Origin of the sequence: Mesomycoplasma ovipneumoniae ATCC 29419 (assembly GCF_028885435.1) — a bacterium.
GTDB lineage: Bacteria > Bacillota_I > Bacilli_A > Mycoplasmatales > Metamycoplasmataceae > Mesomycoplasma > Mesomycoplasma ovipneumoniae.
Genome location: NZ_CP118522.1, coordinates 338,332 through 356,663 on the forward strand (window position 1 = coordinate 338,332; position 18,332 = coordinate 356,663).

Genomic DNA, 18,332 nt, shown 5'->3' on the forward strand with positions numbered 1-18,332 from the left:
TTTAAAATAAAAAATATGTTTTTAAATTAGCCTAATTTAAAAACATATTTTCAACTTCTGGTTCAGGTTTGATTGAAAAAGTTTTTGCAATTAAATCCTGAATTTTGCTCAAGTCAATCGGATTAGAAGAATAAAGGCTAAAAATTAACTGATCGTCTTGAACATATGTTCCAGATTCAACTTCTAGACAAATTCCGGCTTCATAGTCGATTTTTTGGTTTAATTTAGTACGACCTCCGCCTAAAAATGCAACAATTTTTCCAAAATTTATTGCATTTTCCCATTTTATATATCCACTTTGAGGGGCAAAAATTTGTTCCTTATATGCTGGAATTCAAAAGTTTGAAGACTGAATTGTTGCCGGATTTCCACCTTGGGCTACTACCATTTTTAAGAAAATTTCATTTGGAAGTTCAGACTCAATAATTTTAGTAACTTTTTCACGGGCTTTTTCAATTTTTAGCTTTTCAATTTCAGAAAGTGTTTGGGCCACTAATTCTTTTGCAAAATCAGCAAGTTGGGACTGTTGACCTTGAAGAATCGCCAGTGATTCAATAATTTCATTTTTATTTCCGATCATTCTTCCAAGTGGGGCATCCATATTGGTAATTTTAACAATAGTTTTTTTCCCAAATCTTTTTCCGAGCATTTTTATTTTACTTGCTAGTTTTTTTGCTTGTCCAAGATCAGTCATAAAAGCGCCACTACCACATTTTACATCAATTAAAATAACATCTGTGTCAGTAGCAATTTTTTTTGACATTATCGAACTTGCAATTAACGGAATTGACGAAACTGTTCCACTAACATCACGAAGCGCGTAAATTTTTTTATCAGCAGGAACAATTGCATTTGACTGTGCGGTAATTGCAATTCCGATTTTTTGAACTTGATCCAAAAAACTAGCTTCAGTTAGCTGAGTTTGAAATCCTGGAATTGACTCAAGTTTGTCGATTGTACCACCAGTAAATCCAAGACCTCTTCCAGACATTTTGGCCACTTTGTAGCCAAGAGCGGCAAAAATTGGTCCTATTATTAGTGATATTTTATCACCAACACCACCTGTTGAGTGCTTGTCGATTTTAACTCCGTTAATTTTTCTGAGATTTATTGTCTTACCTGATGCAATAATTTCGCGAGTAAAAAAATAAAGCTCATCATCATCAAGGCCATTAATTAAAATTGCCATTAAAAATGAAGAAAACTGGTAGTCGGCAATTAGGCCAGACAAAAATCCATTAATCATGAAATGAATTTCTTCTTCGCTTAAATGTTCTTTTTTGACTTTTTTTTCAATAATTTCAAATAAATTCATATTTTAAAGTGCTCCAAGGGCAATTTCAATCATTTCTTCAAATTTTTCTTGTCTTGCTAAAGGATCAAGTGAAGTTTTGGTAATTAAACTATCAGAAATTGTAAGAATTGAAGCTGCCTTTTTTTGCAAGTGATTAGCTATTGTAAAAAGAGCAAAAGATTCCATTTCTACTGCTTGTGCTCTTGAAAGTTCGATTGTTTTTGATAAATCGCGGGTAGAGTAAAAAACATCAGTTGAGTGAATATTTGTATAAACCGGACTCAAACCTAATTTTTCAGCACTATGGAATAAATTTGCTACAAGTTCCAAATCAGGGTAACTTAAATGAGATTGACCCTGACCTAAAAGTGCCGGAAATGAACAAGAATCTGATCAAGCTGATTTTGCAATAACAAGGTCAAAAATTTCAAGATCCTTATCATAAGAACCAGCTGATCCAATCCGAATTATTTTCTCAACATCATAAAATTTAAACAGTTCATAGGCATAAATACCAATAGAACCAGAACCCATCCCTGAGGCAGCGATAGTTACTTCTTTGTCTTTATATTTACCGGTAAAAATTAAGTTATTACGGACTTTTGAAACAAGTTTGGCGTCAGTTAAGAAATTTTTAGCAATAAATTCTGCACGAAGTGGATCTCCTGGCATTAATACAACTGACGCAATTTCATGTTTCTTAGCTTCAATATGTGGTGTCATGATTCTCCTCTTAGGCATATTATAATATAAAAAAGCATTTTGGCTATTAAATTTTTGCAAATGTTAAAAATGATTTCTAAACGGCATAACATTTTGCGCAAATTTGAAACTTAATCCAAAAAAGACTAAAGCATGAACCAAAAACTAATGAAAAACTATAATATAAAAAAGCATTTTGGATAGTAAATTTTTGCAAATGTTAAAAAGATTTCTAAACAGCATAACATTTTGCGCAAATTCGAAACTTAATCCAAAAAAGACTAAAGCAAGAACCAAAAACTAATGAAAAACTATAATAAATAATCCCGTACAACAATAAATTAACCAAATTGAAAATAATTAAAAATGAAAAAGCCAAAGAAACTGCAATTAAAAAGGGTTTACCTTTTTTCTGCGAAAAATTGCACAAATCTTTCTGGAATCTTTTGTCATTAAATAAACTATTTTTTCAATAAATTGGATTAATTTTTGGCAAAAACAGCAAAAAAAGCAACAAAAAAAACAAAAAACTAGCAAGACCACTAAGGCCTACAAAAATCGCAAAGGTGAAGTTTTGAAAGAACCAAAAGTAGAAAAAATTTTCTACAACAGAAAGGACAAAACCTAAAAGTGACAAAAAGTAGCTAATTTTCGCCAATAAAAGCAAAACATTAGTATTTTTTAGCATCCTTTGACTTATCCTCTCTGCCAATTTTAGCATCTTTTAGTGAAAAACAAAGAAAAAAGTAAAAACAAGCAAGTTTTCTTATTTTCTTTGCATTTTAAAGTTTTTCTTTAATTTTAGGGGGGTCCTTTAGTCGCTTGAATTTTGCAAGTCAGAAGCCTGATCTGGTCTGGGTTTTTCTGTATTTTCCAAATTTTCTGACTCTTGTTGGGTACTCTGCTCAGCTTTGGCCATTTCTTTTTGTCTGTCAAGTTCTAACATTTTCATGATGGCATCAGGATCGTCTTTTACATCGAAAAAGAAGTTTGAAGGTAAAAAGTCGTCTTGTTTATTTTGGTTGTTTTGGTTATTTTGGTTTTGCTGACTTGCCTCAAAAAAGCTCTCAGCATTTTGGTTAGGCTCAGCTCCCGGCATTCCAGAGTCAATTTTGAGTTCTTTTTGGCCCAGAAGTTCAAGTTGTTCTTGGTTCATTCTTAGCAAAATATTACGTTTTTCGTCAAGGGGCATATCTTCTTTGAGATTAACAAGTTTATTGTTGGCAATTTGTCAGAGTTCAAATCCGCCGCTAGCATCGAGTCTTTGAATGTTATTATTTTTGAGTTGTTCGTAAATAAATTCAGGCTGGGATTCTTTTTCAATTTGTTTTGCATAAGCAATTCGGTCTTCATTAGTTGCAATTAGCTGGGCAACGATGTGATCTGGGGTGTCAGATGGATAAGAAATTGCACTACCATCAGAAAGAATTGCCTGGACATATTCGATTTTTTCGGCATTAGAATTATTAAAAAGGCCAACAATTGCCTGAAAAGCTGACTCGGAAATTAAAATGTTAAATTTAGAAGTAGCCTGTTCGGTAAAAATTTGGTAAGGATTTTTTTGGGAATACTGGACTAAATTTGCCGAAGAGCGAAGTTTGTCGATTGTGTCAATATGATTTTGTCACTGATTATCAAGGACAGATAAAATTATGTGCCGCTCGGAGTCAAAATAGTTTTGGCCAATATTTTCTTTTAGTGTTGGCTGGAGAGTTTCAAAATAAATTTTATTTAGTTCCTGAACTAAAAAGTTGCTAAGTTCTTCAAAAGGGTATTTTTCAAGTCCGCTTTGGCCAAAGTCATAGCGAGTTATTCTTGAAAGGTTGTCGTTTAAAAAATCAACTAAATTTTTATAGTGAATTTCTTGGTTTGGCAGCAAAATAAAGTCATAACCTAAAATAACCTCAACAGTTCTAATGATCATTTTTTTAATATAGTGATCAAAATTGTCAATTTGGAGCAAAATATCACGCTGAGTATAAATTAAATCACGTTGCTGGCGAATAACATCATCGTAGCTCAGCACGGTTTTTCGCATATCAAAGTTAAAGCCTTCAATTTTTTTCTGGGCTGCTAGTAAAACTGAGTGAATATATTTTCCTTTGATTGCTCCTGCAGTTAGGCCGTATGTGTCAAAAATTTGTTCAAAATTGGAAAAACGGCGCAATAACTGGTCTTGAAGGGAAATAAAAAACCTTGAGACACCAATATCACCTTGACGACCTGCCCGACCACGAAGTTGGTTGTCAATTCTTCTTGATTCAGCCTTGTCTGTTCCTAAAATATAAAGTCCGCCAAGGTCAATAACTCCAGGTTCAAGAATAATATCTGTTCCCCGCCCGGCCATATTTGTTGCGATTGTTATTGCATTTTTACGGCCTGCTTTTGCGATAATTTCAGCCTCAAGTTGGTTTTGTTTTGCATTTAAAACTGTATGAAACAGCCCTTTTTGGTTAAGCATTTCTGATAAGGTCTCAGAGTCAACAACTTGGGAGGTTCCAATTAAGATTGGCTGGCCAGTTTTATGAACTCTTTGGACTTCGGCAATAATTGCTTTATTTTTTTGTTCAATTGTGGCAAAAATTTCATCTTTTTCATCGCGGCGCGCCAGTGGTTTATTTGTTGGAATAACATTGACACGCATATTGTAAACATCGATGAATTCTTGCTCTTCGGTCTTAGCAGTTCCGGTCATTCCTGAGAGTTTTTTAAAAAGGCGAAAAAAGTTTTGGTAAGTAATTGTTGCCAATGTTTTTGTCTCAGGTTCAATTTCAATTCCTTCTTTTGCCTGAAGGGCTTGCTGGAGACCTTCAGAATAAGATCTTCCGGCCATAATTCGCCCGGTAAATTGGTCAACAAGCTCGATTTTACCGTCTTGGACAATATACTCAACGTCTTTTTTCATTACCTTATTGGCACGAAGAGCATTTTGAATCCGGTGAACAAGTTCAGAGTTTTCAATTTCATAAAGGTTGCGCAAACCAAAAAAAGCATTAGCTTTGTCAATACCTTTGTCATTTAATTTAATACCTTTTGTTTCTTGGTCGATATAAAAATCTTCATTTACAAGTGTATTTACAAATTGGTTGGCAGATAAATACTGAGCTGGAAGGTTAGATTTTCCACCACTAATAATCAAAGGGGTTTTAGCCTCGTCAATTAAAATTGAATCAATTTCATCAATAAGGCAAAAATTTAGTCCCCTTTGAACTTTTTCAGCAGCACTATAGACCATGTTATCACGCAAATAGTCAAATCCTAATTCTGAATGAATTGAGTAGGTAATATCTGCAGCGTACATCATTCTTTTAGTTTCAGGATCCATTTGGGCTTTGTTAATTCCAACAGAAAGACCTAAAAAATTATAGACCTTACCATTATCTTCAGCATCCCGCTCAGATAGATATTCATTGACAGTTGAGACAATAACTCCTTGGCCTGAAAGTGCATTAAGATAAACTGGTGCAATTGAGGCAATTGTCTTACCTTCACCAGTTTTCATCTCAGCAACAGAACCCATGTCAAGAATTAGTCCACCAAGAATTTGGACATCATATGGCGTTTTTCCAAGGATTCTTTTTGTTGCCTCGCGGGCCACGGCAAAAGCATCAACCCGAATATCTTTGAGTTTTTCACCATTAGCAAGCCGCTTTTTGAGAACATTTGTCTGATTAGCAAGATCCTGATCGGTCATTGAACCATAATAACCGCGCTTTTGGTTAATCTGCTTTAAAAGACGGTATGCAAGCCGTAGTTCTGAAGAAGTCTTAAAAAAATTGATAACCTTTTTCATTAGATTAGTTTCCTTCCTTAATTTATTAACTCATTCTTTTTAACCGCTAAATATTATACCACTTTTTTAATATAATATATAATTTATTTTTATTTTATTTATTAGGGCGGTTTTTGGCTTGGTTAGTCTTGGCTTTGGTCTTGCTAGTGACGCAGAAAATGCCTTAATTTTAGCATATTTTTGAATAAAAAGGAAAAAATAATTTTCTTTTTGGTATAATTTTACTATTTATGAAAATTATAGTTTAAAAAAATAGGAGAAATTCATTTATTAGTCAAAAAAATAATTTATAATATATTTGGAAATTCAAACAACCTGCAAAAAAAAAAAAAAAGGATAATTAAGTATTTCAAAAATAAAAAAAATTAATTTTTTTTGGTATAATTTTTTACATTATGAAAAAAGAAATTCGCAACAAAGTATTAATAGTTTTAGCGGGACTTAGTTTCATCGGAATTACAGCCGGAGTTGGTATTGGTCTACAACGATCAGCACTTAACTCGTCTTATCAGTCATTATTTGATAATGATAAGTCCGAAACGAAATTAAACCCGCCAATAAACGATGCTGATTTGGTCGCCGCCATCAGCAATTTTAGTCTAAAACCCGAATGAAGCAAAATTTCAGCTTCACAGGCATTTAAATTACACAACGATAAATTATATGCCTTTAAATTAAGTCAAGCAGTTGATTTTTCAAAAGTTGATAACAAATTTTCTAATTTATTTTTCGATATTCAAGTAACTGAAGAAACAAAGGTTGAGTCAAATTCAATTAGGAACTTGACTGTTTTTGTTTTTGATAAAAAAACAAAAAAAGAAGTAGCAAGTCGTGCTTTTACTGCAAATCTTTCTGGATTTAGTGCAATTGCCAAAGAAGATTTTCTTGAAAATTTCATTGCTGAGTCTTCAAAATACAATCTTGATAAATCTCAACTAACTAAAAAGTTTGCTTCAGATTCAATTTTTCCTTCAGCTTTTGCCCTTAAATTTCAAGATCAATTACTAACCAATCTTCGTAAGATTTCTCCTGAAATTTTTGATGCTGTAAATAAAACTCCAGATGGCGTTGCTGCTGGAGTGGCAACTCAGTTTCAAGATGGCGCAGGAACAGGTGCAGGAACTGGCGGAGGAACAAATGGTGACACTGCTTCAAATGGAGCAGGCGCTGGAACCCAAGGTGATTCAAATCAACCAGGCACAGACGGTTCTTCCCCTGAAGCCCCTAAAGTTGATGCAACTCCTGAGACCCCAAAAGCCCCTGAAGTTCCTTTAGTTTCTAAATTAAAACCAACAAATCCTAATCTTGAACTTGCACTTAAACAAACTTTAGAATCATTTGGTGGACTTGAATTAATTGCCGCTTCTGGATTACAGAGTCTAATTCCAAATGAGTATACTTTATTACCAGTTACTTCTGAAAAATCATTAGTTAAAATTGATATTGACGATGCAAAAGGTACTGCAAAAATTTGACTAAAATTATTGGATAAATCTAACAAAGAAAAATTAATTGGACTAGAAATTACTGGTCTTAGTTCAGTTGACTCAATTAAAGATAAAATATTTGCAAAAATAAATAAAAATCAAAATAAATATATTAGTCTAAAACCACAAGTTGCGGAATATTTTAGAAAAAATCCTAATCAAAGTATTGCTAAATTAATTTCTCAATATAACACAAAAAGTTTAGCACCAGACTCAAAAGTGGCCGAGGTTCTTAAAAAATATCTAGAAAGTCCTGATTTAGTTAAAAAAGCAATCAAGGGTGAGTTTTCAGTTGAGTCTCAAACTGAATCTTCTGAAACTTTTGACGAAAAATTAAAAAAACTTGCTTCACAAGGAGAACAGAGTTCAAAGGATTCTGTCAAAGAATATTTAAAACAAGAATATAATATTGAGGTCCAAACTGATTCAACTGGCTCAACTTCTACTGGTAGTGGTGAAACCCAACCTGTTGCAGTTCAAGCTTCAGTTGCAGCGCTTAGTTCAACTAGTCAACCTCAGGCTCAACAACAACAACAACAACAACAACAACAGCAACCGCAGCAGCAACAACCAGAACAGCAACAACCTCAAGTGCAACAGCCAAAGCAGGTAACTCGATTTGATGATGAAAGTCCGCGAGACTTTGCACCATCAAAGTATAATTTTATTAAAGTACATGAAACTATTGAATTAGTTGGAAAAGATAAAGACTTTTACGCTCCCTATTTTGAAATTTATAATTATCAATTACCAACTATTCAATCCGAAGGTAAAACTGTTTTAGTTACCCCAGATCAATTAGATTTTTGATTTGAAACTAAAGATAACCTTAAAGTTGATAATTATAATTTTGATTTTTCATTAGATCAAAATCAAGATGAGAAAAGCACAGATAAAACTTTAAAACTTAATGTTAATTTTAAAGCTGATTCTAATTTAAAATTAGAAGTAAGTCCTAAAAATGTTCCATTTTTAGATGTTTCTGATGCTATTGAGCAACCTAAGGATGAAGTTAATCCTCAGGCGGTAAATGTTGCTATTCCTGTAACCCCTAGTGCTCCAGAAAAAGATCATTCTTCATATAAATTTAAAGGTTTCACATACCCAATTACAATTAACACAGAAGGTTCAAAAGTTCAAAATGAACTTGAAAAATTAGTTGGTAATAACCACCAAGGAACACTAAATAATTCACTTCCTTATCTATTGTTCCAAAGTGATCTTGATTCAATTTTCAAAACTGCAAAACTTGACTCATGATTTAGTCTTTCAGACAGTGATAAAAATAATGCCAAAGCTTATTTAAAATCAACACTAAATCCAATTACCAACGAAATGAGTTTGCAAAAACCTAAAGTTGAAGCTGCCCCAACTCCAGCACCGGCACCAGCAAACCCAACTCCACCGGCTCCTACAAACCCACCAGCAGATTCAGGTTCAACAACTTCAAATCCTCCTGCAGTAGGCTCAGGTTCATCTACAGCTCCAGCAGCGGGTTCAGATTCAGGTTCAACTGGTTCAGCCGCAACAACTTCTTCATCTGTGGTAGTAAATAATGCAACAGCCTTCCAAGATCCAGCAACTCCAGCTCCAGAAAAAGAAGAAACATTTGCTTTTGGTGATTATTTAATTAATTATCTTGATAAGTTTGAAAAATTTAATAAAGCTCAAGGGCAAAAATTAGCAATATCAAGTCAATATGACGCAAAAAACCGTTCATATAACTTTGTTTTTGAAGTTCTTGACAGCGATAATGACACAATAGCTTCGTCAACATTTGGACTTGTTGGTGTTAATAAAAATAATACTGCTCTTAAAACATCACTTGCTTATAGCCCAGATGTCTTCATTGACGGAAGTTCTGGTCTTGATTTTCATGCCCATGAAGGTCAGTCAAACTCAATTTTAACTAATGTTAGTTCAACAAAAACATCCTTCCAATATAAAGTAAATAATTTTACTGACAATAGCGCACTTGATAAATTACTTCAAGAAAACGGCTATTACAATCAAAGAGCAGCTGACGGAAAAGGTATAACAATTAAGCAACCGCTTGTTTATGATTTTGACAACCAAGGTTCTGTTTATGAATTTGATGGTAACACCAAAGGATTTATTAAAACACGTGGACGCCAAGTTGAAAAATCAACTCTGCAAGAAGGTGTAATGTATTTTGTTTTCAAACCTGAAAATAATATTGTAAATTCAGAAACATTAGTAGATCAGTCATATAAATTATTATCAACTGCCCCAGAAGCACAAAATGGTTCTTTTGGAGCAAGTTATCTTGAACTATTCAGAACTGTTGATGATAGTGATGGAAGTAGTGAATACAATAAAGCCAAGAGAATTTCATCAATCCTAAATCTTGGTTGAAGAATTGAAAAAGCTCGTTCATTAGCAATTGATAAAAATCAAATATCAACAACCGAACATAATTACCAAACAAAAGGGCTAGTTGTCTTCCGTGATACTGATCCAGTAGCAACCGATAAAGATCCATCTAAACTTTATGATTATGCAAAACAAACAGATGTTGATTTTGAGGCGGGTAAATATCAAGAAATTAAAGAGTCTGCAAAATTGTTTAACACTGGTGCAGGTGGTTCAGGTAGTGCAGGAACTACCCAAACTTCACCAACCGTTAAAGCTGAAGATGTAAATGAAATCTTTAAAAATTCCATACCTAAGGACGGTACTACTACCTCTTCTACTGAAGGTCAAATTTATCAAGATGGTATTTGATTTAATCACACAAGACCAAGCGAAAATGTTTCACTTGAGTCATTCCTAAATAAAACTTGAATTTTAGAAGTTCGTATTGATAAATCATCCGTTACATTTAGTCTAATTGCCCAAAGAGAACCAAATCAAGAGCCATATGTTTGAACAAGTCAACTACAGTCAATTTATAAAGATGCTAAACAGAATATTAATCCTGATACCCCAATTGGTGTAATGTTTGGTCGTGGAATTGATTATTCCCAAATTGGTGATCGAATAATTAGTGGGCTTGATTCTTCAGGCAAAGATCGTGAAGGAATAACATTTAAAGCTCTTGCAGTCTTTAAAGGTGAAAAAATGGCCAAAGATGACAAAGCGCGTCTTGAGATCCGTAAAGCCTTTATTGATCAATATTTTAAATAATCAATAATTAATTAACAACTGTTAATAATAAATATTAATATATTTAAATTAAGTCTTTAGTTATTAAATAACTAACTTAAATTAAAAAAGTATACTAAAAAAACCTGGAGGGGTTTTATGCAAAAGAATAAGGCAAAAATATTAATTGGTAGTGCCGCTGCAATTGTACTAATGTCGACGGTCTTTGGAACTGTCGCCGGACTTGCTGCTAAAACCAGATACCGCGGAGTTAATCCTACCCAAGGTGTTGTTAGTCAACTCGGGCTAATTGATTCAGTAAGTTTTAAGCCAAGCGTTGCTCACTTTACAAGTGACTATAAAACTGTAAAACAAGCACTTTTAGGGGACAAAACTTTTAATGCTCAAAGTAGTGAATTTAGCGATTTTGCTTCAAAATTCAACTTTTTAACTAACAATGGCCGTAGTGTTCTGGCAATTCCAAACAAATACAAAGTTGTTATTGAAAAATTTGAAGCCCAAGATGAACAACAACGCTTTTTCCTTTCCTTTCACCTGGAAGAAACTCTTGAAGACAAAAATGTTGCTCGCTCGGCAACAAAGTCAATTTACCTTTCAGTAGTTGATGCCCCAAAAGCGGCACTAGCTCAATTTAGTGATATTGTTGACTCAAATTTTGCTAATTTGACTCCTAATCCTCTTAGTCATTTTTCGTCAACCTCTGTTAGACCTTTGGGCTTAACTCGTGCTGATGATTTTGCAAAAACATTAAATCAACTTGAGACATTAGAGGAATTTGAATCTCATTTAAGCAAATTTTTTGACATTCAGGCAATTAAAGCAAAAATTCGTCTTGAAGCCCAAGGCTTTGGCTTTGCCAAAGGTGACTTAGAAGAACCTTTTGTATTTAGTTTTGTTAAAAATCCTCAAAGTCCAAATGAGTGAGCTACAAGTCTAAATCAACAAGTTCCTGCGGTTCGTTTATATTTAAAAACTGAATTTGGGCCTCAGGCAAAAGCTACACTAGCTGACTATAAACATAAAGATGAGTCATTTTTAACTTCAATTGACTTAGTAGCAAGTGATAAGTCTACTTTATTTGCTAATACTAAAGATCTAAGCGATCAACTCGATGTTAATTTGCTTGATGCTTCTGATTATTATATTGACCCAGATAAGCCTACGGTTGACCCAACTACCGGAGTTTTACTTCCTTCTCAACTTAGTTTGTTTGACCGTGATGTATTAAGACAAACCTCTAATAAGCCAGTTGATAAATTTTCTTTGTTTCGTTATGATGCAATTAATTTTTACAAACAACTTCAAGAACTTGTAAGTAAACCTAGTGCAATTAAAGATATAGTTGATGCAAGCTTAACACGTGGCCTAACTTTTTCTTTTGGTAAGTACGATTTACTTTTTGATAATTTACGCGAGCATCTTGATTATGACTTTTTAGTTTCAAATGCTAAAATTCGTCAAAACTCAATTTCAAAAAAATTATTTATTGAACTGCCAATCAAAATTAAGCTAAAATCATCAATTCTTGGCGACACAGGTCAAAATATTAAAACTATTTTGGAAAAAACTGTAAGTTTTAAACTTGATAATTTCCGTGATCAAAAAATCGAGGATGCCCTAAGCAGCCTTTATCCTGAACTTAGCGAGCAATTAAAACAATTAAAAGATGCCCAAAGTGCCCAAGATGCTGCCCAACAATTAGCTGCTACTTCCCCAATTCAGTCGCAGTGGACTAATCTAACCGTTGGTGCAACCAAAGAAAATCCTTATGATCTTGCCCAAGGTGCTCCAAAGTCTTATTTACTTTCAAAATACGAAATTAAACAGCTAATTGACCAAGGAGACTATAAAAAACTAATTAGTCTTTTAAGTGATCAAAATAGCTACAATATTGATTTTAAATTAGGCTCAACTCTACAAAGCCAAAATATTCAAGTTCCGTCTGACACAGAAATAGCTAATTTAAATGCAACAATTGACTCAGCTCAGGCTTTAAAAAATGCTGATATTTATTCAGTTTCAACTTCAGCATTTAAAAATCGTGCTTCTTTATTTGCTTATTTCCGTTACCTTTTATCATTAGAACCTAAAGAGGCAATCAAAAAACTTGTTGATCTCGGAACCCAAATGGGTCTTGAATTTGAAGGCTATCAAGACTTACCGCTAAATCCAACTTTAGCAGATTTAGCGAAAGTAAAAATCAAAACTAAATTTGACAACTTCCAGCACGACCAAGATTTTCTAAGTGAGCAAGATGCCGAAGAAAACCAAGACGGATCTGTTGGGACAAAATTCGGACTTAAACTTCTTGATTTTAACGGTTATCTTGCTAATGACATTACAAGTCCAAATCAAGGAATGGCTTTATTTTTACCAGCAAGCCTAGATTCTAGTTCAGTTCAGTCAACTGGTTCAACTGGTTCAAGCTCAACTACCTCAACCCAAACTACTGACTGAAAAGCTGAAATTACTAAAAATCTTGTTAGTGATAAAAACCAGTTAGCAAGTCTACCTTTTGCAATTTGAGACAAAATTATTGGCCAAGAAAAAGCCCAAGACAACAGCCAAAAACTAACATACAAAATTCTTAAAAATTACCAAGATGCAATTAAAATTGCTAAACAACCAGCTTTTTGAAATACTGTAGATACTGATAATAATCCTCAAGTTCCTTTTAAAGATCAGAATTTTAGCAAAATCTCAACTCTTAGTGATTTAGTTTTTGCTTTTTATACTCAGGCAGCCTTAGCTAATAATTGAAATGAATACCAAGACTCAGGTGCGCGTCCTTCAATTAAATTTGAAATTCAAGACGATGCTGAGACTTCTAAAGAAGGTAACATAATTGGCCTAAAAATCAAATATGTTGTTGGCTTTGATGATAATGCTGGTAAATTTGTTGATGATGTAATTCAATCAAGCCCGCAGACAATTTTTGTCCGCACTTCTGGTCAGTCAGAAGCCGAAGTAAAACAAAAAAATAATTTAGACCAGATGATTGAAGATGCACCCCTTTCAAGTCAGTCCTTAATTCTTGATGCTGAAAAATTTGGTCATTTACAAATTCTTGCTAATTCAATTTATGACAAGAAAAAACCAGCTCCAGAACCAGAGACTCCAAGACAAGACTCAGGAATCCGTTGAATTGATGACAAAGTTCCAGGTCAGCCGCGTCCAGAGGTTAAAAGACCGGAGCCAAATCAAGATGAATTTTTTAAAGGCAAACTAAGACCAGTTGCTATAGAGGTCTCAACTTTCTCTTCACTAGACGAGAGTCCTTATTTTGCCACTCCTTTCCAAGACGGCCCTCAGACTAGTCCAGCTCCTGGCTCAACATCTGAGAGTACAAATGAAGACTTACAGACTCTAAAACAAAAACTCGAAATTCTTTTAGGTGAGCAATTTAGTAATTATTTTAATAATCTTGATCCAAACATTAGTTTTGAAATTGAATCAGTTAAGCAAGTCTCACCGGAGGTCTATAGCGTTAGTCTTTCGTTAGTAAAAATGTTACTGATGGAAATACAACAACACGGGTAAAATCAGATAAGAGCCTAAGTCTGATAGTCCACAAACAACAAGACAACATTCCTGAACTGGCAAAGACTCCGGTGGTATCAAATACTAGCTGGGCTAAACAATATAGTCCTGACCAGCCGCTGGCTAATTCAACAACAATTACTCTAGAATTTAAAAATCCAATACAGACTGATGCCAGCGGTCGCCCAACAAGTCAGTGGCTATCTTCAGTGCCGGTGAGTATTCATCCGGCTGAACTGGCTTTAAGTCCGCTGCAGCCGGTGATAGCGCCTGAGGTGAAGAACTCAAAATTGGCGGCGCTTTCTAAAGGACATACTTTCTTTCTTGCTGCAAAAGGTAATGATAGCATCAATAGAAAACTTGAAACTGCCCAAAAAGTTACTAAAGAAGCATCTATCATTGAAGTTAAAGATCCAAAATTAATTGAGTCTTCGCCACTTTCGATCCCAAATCCACAGCATCAATTAGTTCAACTTACGTTAAACCAATTACTTAACCAAAGTGTGGTAGACTTTAAAATATCTGATCTAAAGGTAGAATCTCCAACAAAGTTATCATTCAACCTTGAAAGTAGTGACATAAAACGTTTAATTAACGCTCCTATTGAAATAGCAAAAACATCGGCCGATTCTTCTACTAGTTCCTCAGAAGCTCAAGATACAAAAGCTACTACAAATATTGTAAAAATTAAACCTAAATTAATTTTACAAGGTGCAATTGGTGTTCCATGAACAACAATAAAAAAACCCGCTAAGTTCTCAAAACACCTTAACCTAAATGATAAATGATTTGAAGATCTAATCCCGAGTTGATCAAAAAAAGATACAAATGAAATAAGAAGTAAAGTTTTTCCTAAGTTCGGTAAAAATGATACAGCCGCTATAATCCATGATAACACTTTCCGTAGTTGAGTCAATATTAACGACCCCCTTTATCAACTACTCGTAAAAGACCCTGCTGAAAATCTTTCTGCTTTATCTCTTAAAGTCTTTGACCCTTCAGGTTATTTAAATCAAAGATTATCTCAAGAAGGTACTGGTCAAACTACAGAAGCCAAAACCCCAACCACCAACCTTAATTTATACTCATACCAACTTAATAAAACAAAAGAAGATAAAGTAAGAAAAGGATGGACAAATGTTCACCCAAATCAATTTGTTAGTCCAGGGGAAAACTTCAGACTTACTAATGATTATTTAAATATTATTTTAAATCAACCTACAAAAGTTACTTATTATAGTGCAAGTGATTTTGTTCACAATTTATTTAATGATCCTGACAAAAAAGACACAGATGTTCAAGACAAATACACAAAAACTGTCAAAGAAAAAGTAGGAGCTAATGCCGTTGACTGAGGAACTGCTTATTTGAACTTTTGGTATCCAAAAGAATTAATTCAACAACAATCAAACATTATTAGTGCTAATTTAACTGATCTATTATTTGTTAATCCTGACGAATTGGAAAAAAACGAAAAAATGATTGCTCCAAATTTAGTTAATTGGTGACCTAATTTCCGAAATTCAGAAACCCCATTTATTAAAACAACTGAAAATGCAGAGGCAAAAAAGACAGTTCTTCAAAATCCACTTGGTTGAACTCAAGTTCAAGATGGCGGATTTGGTCTTCGGGTAAGAAAAACTTTATTTAACCGTGATACCCGTACCTTTACACTAACAACTAATATACCAGTTCCTACCCAAGACTATTCAGCTGTTAAAGACACAGATGACTGACGTTTTGTTTTCCAAAATGATAGTGGTCAAATTGCAATGTTAAAAGCAACTCGTTCTACTAAAGATAATAACCCTGATTTTAAAGATAATGGTGCAGTTCAATTCCAGACAGTTATTCCTGAGCATTTCTTCTCTTCAAATGTTAGATTTGTGGGAATATTCAAACAAGAAGACCAAAAATTAAAATGACTACCAATTGCCGATACTGAATTTATTATCGATGACCGTTATTTTAAAAACATTACCAGCGATGAACTTAACCTAGCAAACGCAAATGCCCGTGGTCTTACTAACAATGCTTTTGGAGAAATCTTTAAAGAATTTAACATTCACAAGCCAAGAAAATAACTAAATTTTTTAATTAAACAAATAAATTACCCCTTTGAGTTTCAATCAAAGGGGATTTTTATTATTTTAAAATTGACCTTTTTTTAAAAAAACTAATTGTCTGAGATTTTTCTACTAATTTAGACGACTAGATTCATATTTTTAGTAGTCATAAAATTTCTATCAACTAAACCCCTCATAAGTACTAAATGCTAGTTTATATAGTGCTATAAGTATATCATTATCTATATTTTCTAACTCTTCAAAAACTGTGTCTTTTTGAACTTTGAGTGATTTATTATTAGAAATAATTTTTTCAATTGTTATTGGTAGTTGCTCACATATTAATTTAAAAGAATTTTTATCTCCAGTAACAATTTCATAAAACTTATCTATTGATATTCTTCTTAATTTTTCATTAGAAGATTGTTTCACTTTATCAAGACTAATAACCCACGGAATATTTTGAGATTTTTTAGCAATAACTTCCACTAATGCACAAATGCTTCTATCTCTATCTTTGGCATTTAATAAATGATTTTGCATCTTCATAAATGTTTTTGCCGATGATGAACTATTCATTGTATTATGCTTATTTTTCATTTCAACATAATATGTTATATCACCACCAGTAAAAATCACATCCCATCCCTCATCTGGAACTTCACATTTTTTTATATTCTTAAACATATTTTGATGAAAATATCCAATTATATTACTGTTAGATTTATCTCTTTGTCTGTGAATTTCCAATTTTATTATTTCTTCAAAACTTTTATCAAAAACATTTTTATCAAAAACTAATTTTATTGGATCAATTAAATTACTATTGAATTTTTTTAAGTTTATACTTTTGAGCATTTCATTATACTTCTTCAAAGTATTAGTTATATGCTTTTCAAAATCTTCTTGTGAAATAAAATCTAACTTATAAATTTCCATATCTAATTTCCTCTAACTTCTCCAATATTTTTAAACCTACTTCTTTGGCCAAATTACAAGGAACTGCATTTCCTACTTGCTTGTATTGTGAAGACATTGGCCCTGTAAATATCCATTCATCTGGAAAAGATTGTATTCTAGCATTTTCTCTAACAGTAAATGGTCTAACCTCTGTTGGATGACATCTATCCGTTTGTTTCATTTGAGGTGTAGTTAAAACTGTCAGTGACGGCTCATCTAAACTCAATCTCCTTAGTATTCCTGTTCTTCCACCAGCCATATACCAACAAGACTTCATATAGTTTTTAGCTATGTCTTCAGGAATATCTCTTCAATATCCGCCTGGAGGAACTAATGAAAAAATATCTTTTTTTGTTTTTGAATACTTAGCACCAGGACTCACAGGAACATCTTGTAAAATATCGGCTAATACTGGTTTATATTCATATTTTAAAGGATAGAAAAATTCTTTATCATTAACTAAATCATTTCTTATACCAACAACAATTAATCTTTCTCTTTTCTGAGCAACACCATAATCTCAAGCATTTAATACCTCATAGAATATTTTATATCCCTCTTGCTCAAAAATATTGATAATTGTCTTGAATGTTCTCCCCTTATCGTGAGATAAAAGGCCCTTTACATTTTCAAACAACAACATTTTAGGTTGCAATTTATTTAAAAAAATTGCATAGTGATAAAACATTGTGCCCCTAACATCATCAAGTCCTAATCTTTTACCAGCATAACTAAAACTTTGGCAAGGTGCTCCACCAGATAATAAATCTAATTCTCCTTTTTTTATGTTAAATTCTTTTTCTAAATCTTTCTTAGCCACAATCTCTATATCTTCACAAATAACATTCCATTTTGGTCTGTTAGCTTTTAGTGTACTGGCAGCATATTTGTCATATTCAACTAATCCGATGTGCTTAAATCCCGCCTGCTCTAACCCTAAGGCTAATCCTCCTGCACCCGCAAAAAGTTCAATACTTGTATAGTCACTATTCATTAATACATCCCCCTGGTTTACAACAACAAAAATCATAAAAAAATACAACTACTATTTAAGCTCAATGCAAATAGAAAACTCATTTTATTTAATTGAGCCTAAAAAAATATATGAAGTTTTGAAAGAACCATAATCAAAAGCCATAAATTTATAGATTTCTAAACGGTTAAATTTAAGGCATTCCATCATATTTAAAAATATAATGGATAATTCGCACTGTCTGATTTTTTTATGGCAAAAACATAACTAATCCTCCTTAATTCAATATCAAAATTTATCAATTTATTCTTAGTGAGATTTATTATAACATAATTTTTTTCTAGACCAAACATTTTTTTTTTTTTTTTCAAAAGATTAGATTTAAAATAAT

Annotated in this window: 9 protein-coding genes; 3 read left to right on the forward strand and 6 right to left on the reverse strand. The window is 33.1% G+C overall.

Annotated features, from left to right (window positions below):
- Window positions 1-31: 31 nt before the first annotated feature.
- From PWA39_RS01430 to secA, 4 genes are all read right to left on the reverse strand, one after another.
- Window positions 32-1,315, reverse strand: coding sequence for a thymidine phosphorylase (locus PWA39_RS01430; RefSeq protein WP_044285915.1), 1,284 nt, complete (start codon window positions 1,313-1,315; stop codon window positions 32-34).
- A 3-nt stretch (window positions 1,316-1,318) separates the two neighbouring features.
- Window positions 1,319-2,017 carry a purine-nucleoside phosphorylase gene (gene deoD / locus PWA39_RS01435; RefSeq protein WP_069099203.1) on the reverse strand — a complete coding sequence of 233 codons (699 nt, stop codon included), beginning with the start codon at window positions 2,015-2,017 and terminating at the stop codon, window positions 1,319-1,321.
- A gap of 211 nt (window positions 2,018-2,228) precedes the next feature.
- A complete protein-coding gene (locus PWA39_RS01440) occupies window positions 2,229-2,684 on the reverse strand; it encodes a hypothetical protein (RefSeq protein ID WP_069099202.1) in 456 nt (151 codons plus the stop codon).
- Window positions 2,685-2,810: 126 nt separating this feature from the next.
- Window positions 2,811-5,789, reverse strand: a complete 2,979-nt coding sequence (gene secA, locus PWA39_RS01445) for a preprotein translocase subunit SecA (protein ID WP_069099201.1) — start codon at window positions 5,787-5,789, stop codon at window positions 2,811-2,813.
- A gap of 395 nt (window positions 5,790-6,184) precedes the next feature.
- On the opposite strand from secA, the gene PWA39_RS01450 reads away from it, so the two are divergent.
- From PWA39_RS01450 to PWA39_RS01460, 3 genes are all read left to right on the forward strand, one after another.
- Entirely contained in the window at window positions 6,185-10,423 is a 4,239-nt protein-coding gene (locus PWA39_RS01450; RefSeq protein WP_075949643.1) for a P110/LppT family adhesin N-terminal domain, read from the forward strand.
- Window positions 10,424-10,540: 117 nt separating this feature from the next.
- Window positions 10,541-13,942 carry a P97 family adhesin gene (locus PWA39_RS01455; protein WP_274827479.1) on the forward strand — a complete coding sequence of 1,134 codons (3,402 nt, stop codon included), beginning with the start codon at window positions 10,541-10,543 and terminating at the stop codon, window positions 13,940-13,942.
- A gap of 71 nt (window positions 13,943-14,013) precedes the next feature.
- Entirely contained in the window at window positions 14,014-16,026 is a 2,013-nt protein-coding gene (locus tag PWA39_RS01460) for a hypothetical protein (protein WP_274827480.1), read from the forward strand.
- A gap of 159 nt (window positions 16,027-16,185) precedes the next feature.
- Here the strand turns inward: PWA39_RS01460 and PWA39_RS01465 are convergent, their stop codons facing one another.
- Together PWA39_RS01465 and PWA39_RS01470 are read right to left on the reverse strand one after the other, a co-directional pair.
- Window positions 16,186-16,947 (reverse strand): Eco47II family restriction endonuclease, encoded by a 762-nt coding sequence (locus PWA39_RS01465; protein ID WP_274827481.1) that lies wholly within the window; start codon window positions 16,945-16,947, stop codon window positions 16,186-16,188.
- Entirely contained in the window at window positions 16,934-17,962 is a 1,029-nt protein-coding gene (locus PWA39_RS01470; RefSeq protein ID WP_274827482.1) for a DNA cytosine methyltransferase, read from the reverse strand. The genes PWA39_RS01465 and PWA39_RS01470 overlap by 14 nt, the downstream gene beginning before the upstream one ends.
- Window positions 17,963-18,332: the final 370 nt, after the last annotated feature.